The sequence below is a fragment of the Petrotoga sp. HWHPT.55.6.3 genome (assembly GCF_002895495.1).
Classification (GTDB): domain Bacteria; phylum Thermotogota; class Thermotogae; order Petrotogales; family Petrotogaceae; genus Petrotoga; species Petrotoga mobilis.
In genome coordinates this window covers 1-10,010 of sequence record NZ_AZRJ01000017.1, presented here as the reverse complement: position 1 = coordinate 10,010, position 10,010 = coordinate 1, and the positions used below count along the sequence as shown (strand labels likewise).

Below are 10,010 nucleotides of genomic sequence, written 5' to 3'. Positions count from 1 at the left end.
CCCTTCGCCCCGCTCCCCACCCATGAGGAAAAAAGCGTTTTTCATCTTTTGACCTGCTGACCGCCCATGAGGAAAAAAGTTTTTTGTTCTTTTTCCTAGCGGCCCATCTATTAAGGAAAAAAGGGTTTTTATTTTTTGCCAAGCAGCCCATCTATAAGGAAAAAAATCAATATTTTGCCCCGTTGCCCACAGAAAAAAGATTGAAATCTTTAGAATTATAGCATATTTTCAGATTATGTTTCTAAAAAGCGCGTTGAAAAGAAAATTTATTATAAGTATGGTAAAATATATTTGTTGTATTGCAAATAACAGACTATTGGAGGAATTTTGCATGAAGGTGTTGTTTCTCAATCCTCAGGGCAACTTTGACAAAAACGATTCTCATTTAACTGAGCATCCTGATTTTGGTGGTCAGTTGATCTACGTTAAAGAAGTATCTAAAGAGCTGGCTAATTTAAATGTTTCTGTGGATATAGTTACCAGACAGATAATTGATCCCAACTGGCCCGAGTTTTCTAAGAAAGTGGATTATTTCGATACAAATAATAACCCGACTATCGTTAGAATACCTTTTGGCGGAGAAAAATTTTTAAACAAAGAACAATTATGGCCTCATTTAAAGGAATACGTTGATAATATTCTTTCATTTTACAAAGGCAAAAATATAGATTTTATAACCACTCATTACGCCGATGGAGGGTACTCAGGAGTTCTCTTAAGATCAAAATTAGGTTTAAATTTCTCTTTCACAGGGCATTCTTTAGGTGCCCAAAAAATGGACAAATTAAACGTCTCTTCGAAGAATTTTGAAGATCTCGACAAAGAGTACCATTTTTCACAAAGAATAATGGCTGAAAGGTTGTCAATGCAATACGCATCTAAAATTATTGTCTCCACATCTATGGAAAGATACGAGCAATATTCTCATCCTTTGTATGCCGATGTTTCTGAAGTTGCAAACGACAGTAAATACAAAGTGATTCCCCCTGGAGTTAACACGGATATCTTTAACGACGATATGACTGACCTCGATCAAGACACTGTCGCTCAAATAGAAAAAAAATTAAATAAACAGCAAAAACCTTTTATTATTCTCTCCAGCCGTTTAGATCTGAAAAAGAACCATATTTCTGTTGTAAAAGCATACGCAAATTCTATAGATCTTCAAGATAAGGCAAATCTAGGAATATTTCTTAGGGGCATTCCTGATCCATTCACCGACATACACAAATTGTCGGAAAAAGAAAGATCCATCTTAACCCCAATTTTGGAAGAAATAGTAAAAGCGAATATAAAAGATAAGGTATATTTTTTTGATTTAAAATCTCAACTTGCCTTAGCTTCTGCTTACAAATTCTTTTCAAAATTGAAGTCCGTCTTTGTTTTACCCTCTTTTTATGAGCCTTTTGGCTTAGCTCCTATCGAAGCAGGCGCTTGTGGCCTCGCTGTTGTTGCAACAAAGAATGGTGGACCAAGTGAAATATTCTCAGATGGTTCTGGTGTATTAATTGATCCTGAAGATATACAAGATATTGTTGAGGGTTTAATAAAAGGTTTGAACAATTATGATTATTTTTCAAAAAAGGTTAAAAAAAGAGTTTTAGAAAATTATACTTGGAAAAGCACTGCCAGAGGATATTTAGAGGTTATTGAGGAAGGAATTAAACTTCCCAAAAAAACCATAGAAAAAGTGCCTTCTTTAGATGCAAAAGAAATAATACTTGATTATTTAAAAAATAAAAAGATTTGAAATTATGGTATAATTTCGATGATAGAACAAAAAAGTGTCGATTTTAAGGTTGGTGTGGTGAATGCTGCTTTCTTTGTCCATAAAAAATTTTGGTCTTTTTAAAAGTGCTAACGTAGATTTTAGCAACAATTTCTGCGCTATCACTGGTGAGTCGGGAACGGGAAAATCCATGTTTCTAAATGCTTTAAATCTTTTTTTAATAGGAAACGTTCCTCAAAACTTGAAAACCTCAGAAGGTTCCGTGTCAGCGTATTTTACTGTTAATGAATTCATTAAAGATATGTTGCAGGAATACGCACCTTTTGATGGTGATGAATTGATCTTAGCTGTAAATTTCACTCCTAAAAAGACACTTTTTAGAGTAAACGATACAATAGTTCCAAGAAACGTTGTTCAGGAGGTTTCAAAGTATCTGCTAGAAATTCATTCTCAAGACTCCAACATAGCTTTGAGAGACGAGAATTATCAGAATTCTTTGATTTTTAAGATTTTGAGAGAGAAATTCCCCGAATATTTTTTTGATTACGATAAGGGGTATGAGGAATACTTGAATTTGAAAAGAAAGCTAGAAAACCTTCCAACCAATAAAACCGAAATCTTTCGAAATATTGATATTTTAAACTACCAGATCCAGGAAATTGAAGAGGCGAACCTTCAACCTCATGAAGATGATGAACTTTCTGCTCGGTTTAAAACTCTAAATAATTTAGAAGAAATCAGGGAACGTTTGGTAGAATCTTTAAACATACTAAAAGATAGAGAGGAACAAAGTATCGATGAGGAAATTGGTTATATAATTTACAATTTGTCAAAGTTAAAAGATTTTGGATTCATTGAAGAACATTCTCTAGCTTCGTCTATTCAGGAACAAATAGCCGAATTATACACCCTTTTAGAAAATAGATTATCTCAACTAGATAGCGATCCAGAAGAATTGGAAAGAGTCAGCGAGAGACTGAACAAAATCATCGATTTAAAAAGAAAATATGGTCCATCTCTTGATGATGTTTTAAAAAATCTCAACAAGTTTAGAATTCAAAAAAATGAATTAGAAGAAATAAAAAACGATTTTCACGAGTTAGAACCAAGATTATATAAATTGAAAGACGAATTATTAGAACTCAGTGATAAAATAATAGAGAAGGTTACTCCTTTTCTCAACGATTTAAAATCAAACATTGAAAACAATCTGAAGGATCTTAATATGGAAAATAGTAAGATAGATTGGAAGATAGAAAGACTAAAAGAGCCAAAAAAAGAGGCAGCACATAGGATCACCTTTTTATTAAAAACAAATCCAAAAAGTGATTTTATGCCTTTATCCGAAATAGCTTCTGGCGGTGAATTGTCTAGAATAATATTAGCAGTGGAGGTTGTACTAGGGAAAAATCACGCAATTGATACTATGGTTTTTGACGAGATTGATTCTGGAGTTGGCCCAAGGATGGCAGATGTTGTAGGAAATAAACTCAACGAATTATCAAAAGACAAACAAATTATTGTAATCACTCATATGCCCCAAGTAGCAAATTTCGCCACTGAACACTTTAAAATAGTAAAATCGTCAAACGAAGAAACTAGTTCAGCAATCATAAAATTATCAGAAAATGAAAGATTGGAAGAAATAAAAGAGATGTACGGGAATATTGTCTATTGAAAAGGATGTGTAAAAGATGTACAGTCGTGAAGATCTGATAAAAAAGATAGTTGATGAAAAAGGACTTCAAGCTATACCTAATTTAATAGAGCTATTAGATGACGATGATTACGAAGTTCGAGAATTGGCAAGGGATGCTTTGAGCGTTATGGCACCCGAGGGAAAAGAATACCTTTTACAAGAGTTCAAACGAAGATTCAATCTGAACTTTCAAGACGATACTGTTTTGTTGTATCTAGCTGAACTTTTATCTGACTTGAAGTGCCATGAAATAGTGGAAAACCTTAAGATGATGTTCAATAAATTTTCAGATGAGAGGGCTTTCCCTTTGATCATAGAAAATCTATTAAAAATCACAAAAGATGAATCTTATTTAGACATATTGAAAACTTATATTGACAGCGATGAATGGGAAATAGAAGAGATAAGCGTTATGGCCATTACCGAGTTACCGAACAGAAAAACTTTAGATATACTTTTAGAAAAGTATTATAAAACTTCCAACAACTCTTTAAAAGTGCTCATTTTGGATTCAATAACAAAAATCTTGTCTAAGAATTTTGATTTGGTACCATACCTACAAGAACGTGACCCTGAAATATCTGAAAAGCTACAGTGGCATCTTAAGAGGTCTTGATTTTGAACTGAAAATTTGTTATAATATAAACGTATCCCAGCAAAAAGAATTCTCCCCGAACGGGTTAAGGAATAAAGTATGGGGACGATTGGGTTCGACGGGAATAGGCTGAAGTCGGGAAGCGAGTCGAGGAGTCTGAAACCTCGTAAAAAACGAAAAAACATTGAAATGCCGAAGAACCAGAATTAGCATTAGCTGCTGCGTAGACGGCGGCTCGTCTCTCCCCAAGTTTTCTTGGAACCTTGCTTGAGGAATGAGGCGTCAGAAAAAGGTTCCACTTCTAAAATCTCTTACCCGGATTTTAGAAGTACCAACGGGTAATAGGAAATTGTGACTCGGTCCGCAAAGTCACAATTTCCGAAAACTGATTGCGGACTGCGCTCGGAGAAGCCGGCTTCACCTATTTTCGGACGCGGGTTCGATTCCCGCCGTCTCCACCATTTTTTAAGGCAATATGTTAAAAATTTCACATTAATTGTTCAGGCTTAAGCTCAAGAAATACAATTGTTCTTAAAAATAATATTTTATGTTAAACAAAGAAAGGGAGGCATAGACCACCCTTTTTTCTTTTCTTAAACATGCGATTTTTCACTGTTTTATAAAAGAAATGTAATGAAATTTAGCTTTTTTGTATAAAGAAGAGAGTATCATATTGTTGGTAAGCCACCAATTTTAAGATTAAGCGAAGGAAGGCGGCACTCACGATGTATGAAAAAAATCAAAGTACTTACGAAGAAAATGATGATTATGCAAAATTTAAATACTCTTCCCAAATTGATTTTATTAGATCCCTAAAAAATGCCGATAATGAAGAAAGTATTAGAAAGTTAGCTTTAGTCAAAGAGGAATATTTTTTTAATAATATGAAAAGCACAAAACATTAAAATGGATAAAGATAAGATTATCGAAATTAAAGATTTATCTGTATACATTAACAGTCAAAGACTACTAAATGATATTAATTTAGAAATATCAAAAAATGAAATTCTTTTAATTTATGGACCTAGGAATGCAGGTAAATCTTTGTTAGCAAGATCTATTGTAACTTTGAATGAAGAACTTTTTAAAAACATCCAAACTACTGGTGAGATTTTATTTTTAGGTGAGGATGTTAATCATATTGAAAAAAGATATCTGCGCTCCGAAATTGCATATTCGGAGCCAACCTTTGTTGATAATATAAATTTCTTAACTTTAAGTGAAGTCTTCAACCTCGTATTAGGAATAAAACCTTCCGAGATATCACATGAGCAATTTATACTTCTTGAAAAGCTTAATATCGCACATATCTTTTCCAATCATTCTTCGTTAAAAAGTTATGAGAGTTTTTGGAATTGGACAATTGGGGATAAGATTTCATTTATAATTTTTCTGAGTTTAGTTAGAAACCCACAAGTATTCATATTTGATTCTATCTTAGATCATTTGGACGATTTCATGCATAAAAATATTAAAGACTTTCTTTACGATATCAAAGAAGATCGATCATTGATTATATCTACAAGAAATCTCTCCTTGTTTTCAGACATTGCAGAAAAGATTGTTTTTTTGGATCAGGGTGAGATTGTTTACAAAGGGAGTATTGAAGGTTTTTTGCTGAATTTCCCTCTTTAGTTTATTACTCATCTTCATTAGAATAGATTATAACTTCGTTTTTTGTAATTTCGATATCAAACTTACCTAAATCGTATTCCTTTTGTGGTGCATAGGAAGGCAACTCTAAAAACATATTGTAAACATTTCCTTCTTTGAATATTCCTCCAGCAAATTCAATCCTATAACTTTCCAATTTGAAGGTTTTTATTTGAATATATTCATCTGTGACCAAAATGGATAAAGGAGCTCTTTCAAAATCTCGATTTATATTCTTTTTACCCAAAGTGAGAAATTGGCCCGAACTGGAAAGCATGTATACCGTACTATCTTTTTCATAGGCAAAAACAATTTCTCCATCGATATAGAATGTCTTACTTTTTTCTTCTATGTCACCGTAATCACAATAAAACCGGGATTTAGTAATGACAGGTTCTCCTTTTTTTGGCATCCAAATAGATAAAGGCTCTCCATAGAAAAATACGCCGCTTTCAATTTCAAATACTTTATCTATATTAGTTCCAACTTTTTTATATATCTGTTGTTTTTCCAGATCTAATGTATATTTTTCACCTTCATAATTCGTTAAGTCTATTTCTATTTTTTTTATTCCATCCGTGAAAGTAAGTTTTGAAGGTGGTACATTTATTGTAATTGGTGTGTTTATTTTTAGATTGTTTAAAGTAGCTTCTCTGCTGTCACCCGTAATTTCTAGCTCTATCCATTTTGAAGGTACTCTTGTAATCATCTCACCAATGGGTGGAGAAAACTTATGCTCAAAAATAAAGCCATTGACATCTAAAAGTACACTCATATTTTGATTCCAACTTAAAAAAGCAGACGTTTTGGTTCCATCGTCTGTAAGAATAAAAGAGTTTTCTGGGATAACAAAGACGCTCCTAGGAAGTTCATTAAGTATTTCATGGATAGTATTATCCAAATTTTCCATTGAGGTTGTGAAAATTGTGTTGTTATATCTTATATAAAATAGATCGTTAATATAATCTATTTCCAAAATTTGAGAGTTTTCATCAGGAGGTATGGAGATATCCGCGTATTTGTAGAGATTCAACAAGACCTCGTCGAAATAGTTAGAAGGTCCATTATAAATTAAACCAATCTCCACTTTGGCTAAGATTATACCATTTATTAAAATAAAGCTGAGTAAAAATACAACCCTTGCGCAGGAGCTGAGGCAGGTGCTAAAGCTCTTTTTTTTGCTTCCAAAATTTCCTGTATTTTTTCCACTTCCCATACATCTGTACCCACCTTTACCAATGAACCAACGATATTTCTAACCATTCTTTTTAAAAAGGACTTGCCTTCAACTCTTATCAAAATTAAATCTTTTCTTAACTCTATTATTCTTACCCTATAAATGGTCCTTATGGGATTTCTCTCATCGTTACCGGTTTTAAAACTGGTAAAATCATGCTCCCCTTCAAAATATTTTGCTGCTTGTCTCATCTTTTCTAAATTTAATGTAAAAGGGATCCACCATACTCTGTCTCTTAAAAATATATTTGGATCTTCACTAATATAAATAAAATAATGATATATTCTTTTTTTTGCCTCTGCCCTTGGATTAAACCCTTCTTTTACTGCTTTGACTTCTTTTACATACACATCTTCTGGTAAAATAGCATTCAAAGCATCTTTGATATTTTTTTCAGTCATATTTTCATTTTCTACTTTAAAGGAAATAACTTGGCCTACCGCATGTACTCCTGTATCAGTTCTTCCACAAGCATAAGAAGGAATTTCTTTTTTAAAAATAACCTTTAAGGCTTTTTCAAACTCATCTTGAACGGTACGAAATGTTGGCTGACTTTGATAACCATAAAAGTTTGAACCATCATACATTACCGTTGCTGCAACCCATTTCACGAATACTCCTCCTAATATGTCTTCTGTAATAGTTGAGCTTCTAAAATTTTGAATGCGATTTCCGATTCAAATCTTTTTAATAGATCTATATTTCTTTTATAAATCCCTTCATAGATCTTTATCAAATACAAATTAACAAATTTTGTAATTCTTTGAGCGATCAACTCTCTAACGTCAAGAGGAACATTTTCAACCGTCTTTTCTAACCAATAACTAAAATTGTTGTTTATATCGTTTTCTAAAATCAAATCGTTGAAAGAAGAGATTACTCTCCTTAACCCTACATATTTAGAAACCAGATCAACATAATCACCATGAATCTCTCTAACCGTGTTAGATATGTCATCACAATAACTTAATTTAAGGTATTTTCCTCTTCGCTCGCTTATATTTAAATATCTTCTTATACCTGATAGATCATTATTATCCTCTTCCACAAGAAAATATCCCACGAAGTTAACAGAACCTTTTCTTAAAATCGAAGGTGGAAGAATGTCGTTTATTTTTATAGTGCTTCCATCTAAATAAGAAATATCGTTGATTTCTACGAAATTACCATTATCTGTAAATAAAACGTTATGAAACCTCATTTTCACTCACCTTTATTAGAATACTAAACATTTACAATTTCTGAGATAGCCTGCTCAGCATCTTTTATCAATTTGCGAGATTCATTTTCGGAAGATGATTTTACCATAATATAAAATTTGATTTTTGGCTCTGTGCCTGAAGGCCTCGCTATAATTTTAACGTTTGAGTATCTCAGTTCTACTACGTCGGATTTCGGAAACCCCTCTATTCCATTAAGATAATCTAAAGTTTCCTTCAAAGGAAAATCACCAACTTTTATAGGAGGATTTTTTCTCATTTTGCTCATTATGCGTTTTATTTTTTGAGTTCCTTCAAACCCTTCAAAAGTAAAAGAAAGAAGCTTTTCATCATAATAACCATATCTTTCTTTTAGATCTTTCAAATACTCGGTGAGTGTTTTCAGTTTGGATAGGGACTCAGAACTCATAACGGAAATTAATGCAGCAGCAATTATGGCATCTTTATCCCTCACATGATCGTTCGCCAAATATCCATAACTTTCCTCAAATCCAAATATAAATTTTTTCCCACTTCCTAGGTATTTTTCTATTTTTTCTCCTATATATTTGAATCCTGTCAATGTTTCTTCGACTTTTACATCGAACTCTTGGGCAATGGGTTTAACCATATCAGTAGTGACTATTGTCTTTACAATGTAATCGTCTGGTTTTAAGGAAGAAAATTCCCTAAATTTGCTTAACAAATAATGAGCCAACATCACTCCAATTTGATTTCCTGTAAAAGATACATAATCGCCTTTATACTTCTCAAATACCCCTATTCTGTCTCCATCAGGATCCGTTGCCAAAATTAGATCGGCATCTATTTCTTTTGCTTTTTTCAAAGCTAATTCAAATGCTTCTTTCTCTTCGGGATTAGGAACCTTTAAAGTTGAGAAAGAAGGATCAATTTTTGATTGTTCTTCAACTAGACTAAACTCAAAACCTAACCTATTCAAAATGCCTTCAACTAATTTCAAAGCAGCTCCATACAATGGTGTATATACTATTAAGGGTTTTTTATCCATTTTTGGATTTAAGGACCTAATGTACCCTTCAATTTCATCTAAATAATCATTGAAAATAGATTCGCTGAGTATATTTATTTTTTCAGAATTAACAGCTTCTTCGAATCCCATCATTTTAATATCTTTGAAGTAATCTAACTTTTCAATTTCTGAAGTAATTTCATTTGCATATTGGGGAACAGCTTGAGTGCCGTCGGATGTATAAACCTTGTAACCGTTGTATTGCGGTGGATTATGGCTTGCTGTTATGATTATTCCTCCATCTGCTTTTAATTTTCTTACGGTGAAGGAAAGTAAGGGTGTAGGAGCAACTTGATCAAAAATATGTACATTAACGTTATTAGCAGCCAATACTCGAGCAGCAACCTTTGCAAATAGGTCGGAGTTTAACCTCGTATCGTAAGCAATAACAACACTCGGAAAATCTTTATATTTTTTTAAATAATTAGCGAAGCCCTGAGTTGCTCGAGCTACTGTATATACATTCATTCTGTTGGTACCAACACCCATTATACCCCTTAATCCACCAGTTCCAAACTCTAAATCTTTATAAAAGCGATCAATAATTTCCTCTTCATTATCCTTTAAACGGAGTAGTTCTTCCTTGAAATCATCTGTTACACTTTCAAGCCATTGCTGATATCTTTTATATGCTACTTCCTTAACATCCTCCATCTCACTTCCTACCTCCATTTTTAGAATTTTTTTGTCTAAAAAATTATATCATATTTTCTTCATTTTAATAAACAAAAATGCCGCGTATATTCTACGCGGCAATTTTTAGGGCGGGACTTGGGCAGAGAAACATTTAAAAAAAAGGAAGGGGGCGATACCTACTCTCACACGTCAAAGCGTACTACCATCGGCA

Annotated in this window: 9 protein-coding genes and 1 other RNA gene; 6 read left to right on the top strand and 4 right to left on the bottom strand. The window is 32.9% G+C overall.

What is annotated here, in order from left to right:
• Positions 1–331 precede the first annotated feature (331 nt).
• The 6 genes from X926_RS06370 (at position 332) to X926_RS06345 (ending at position 5,658) form a co-directional block, all read left to right on the top strand.
• Positions 332–1,750 (top strand): glycosyltransferase, encoded by a 1,419-nt coding sequence (locus X926_RS06370; protein ID WP_103065456.1) that lies wholly within the window; start codon positions 332–334, stop codon positions 1,748–1,750.
• 61 nt (positions 1,751–1,811) lie between these two features.
• Positions 1,812–3,407, top strand: coding sequence for a DNA repair protein RecN (locus X926_RS06365; RefSeq protein ID WP_103065455.1), 1,596 nt, complete (start codon positions 1,812–1,814; stop codon positions 3,405–3,407).
• A 16-nt stretch (positions 3,408–3,423) separates the two neighbouring features.
• The gene (locus X926_RS06360) at positions 3,424–4,044 is read left to right on the top strand and encodes a HEAT repeat domain-containing protein (RefSeq protein ID WP_103065454.1); all 621 of its coding nucleotides are present in this window, start codon (positions 3,424–3,426) and stop codon (positions 4,042–4,044) included.
• A gap of 80 nt (positions 4,045–4,124) precedes the next feature.
• Positions 4,125–4,484: a transfer-messenger RNA gene (gene ssrA, locus X926_RS06355) on the top strand.
• 264 nt (positions 4,485–4,748) lie between these two features.
• Complete coding sequence (locus X926_RS06350) at positions 4,749–4,928, top strand: hypothetical protein (RefSeq protein WP_103065453.1); 180 nt, start codon at positions 4,749–4,751, stop codon at positions 4,926–4,928.
• Position 4,929: 1 nt separating this feature from the next.
• Positions 4,930–5,658: an ATP-binding cassette domain-containing protein gene (locus tag X926_RS06345; RefSeq protein ID WP_103065452.1), complete on the top strand. Its 729-nt coding sequence runs from the start codon at positions 4,930–4,932 to the stop codon at positions 5,656–5,658.
• Positions 5,659–5,662: 4 nt separating this feature from the next.
• On the opposite strand, the gene X926_RS06340 is transcribed toward X926_RS06345, so the two are convergent.
• The 4 genes from X926_RS06340 to X926_RS06325 all read right to left on the bottom strand — a co-directional run bounded on the left by X926_RS06340 (position 5,663) and on the right by X926_RS06325 (position 9,817).
• The gene (locus X926_RS06340) at positions 5,663–6,709 is read right to left on the bottom strand and encodes a hypothetical protein (RefSeq protein ID WP_103065451.1); all 1,047 of its coding nucleotides are present in this window, start codon (positions 6,707–6,709) and stop codon (positions 5,663–5,665) included.
• A 77-nt stretch (positions 6,710–6,786) separates the two neighbouring features.
• Entirely contained in the window at positions 6,787–7,524 is a 738-nt protein-coding gene (gene truA / locus X926_RS06335; RefSeq protein WP_103065450.1) for a tRNA pseudouridine(38-40) synthase TruA, read from the bottom strand.
• 11 nt (positions 7,525–7,535) lie between these two features.
• The gene (locus tag X926_RS06330; protein ID WP_012209644.1) at positions 7,536–8,114 is read right to left on the bottom strand and encodes a hypothetical protein; all 579 of its coding nucleotides are present in this window, start codon (positions 8,112–8,114) and stop codon (positions 7,536–7,538) included.
• A 23-nt stretch (positions 8,115–8,137) separates the two neighbouring features.
• The gene (locus tag X926_RS06325) at positions 8,138–9,817 is read right to left on the bottom strand and encodes a phospho-sugar mutase (RefSeq protein WP_103065449.1); all 1,680 of its coding nucleotides are present in this window, start codon (positions 9,815–9,817) and stop codon (positions 8,138–8,140) included.
• Positions 9,818–10,010: the final 193 nt, after the last annotated feature.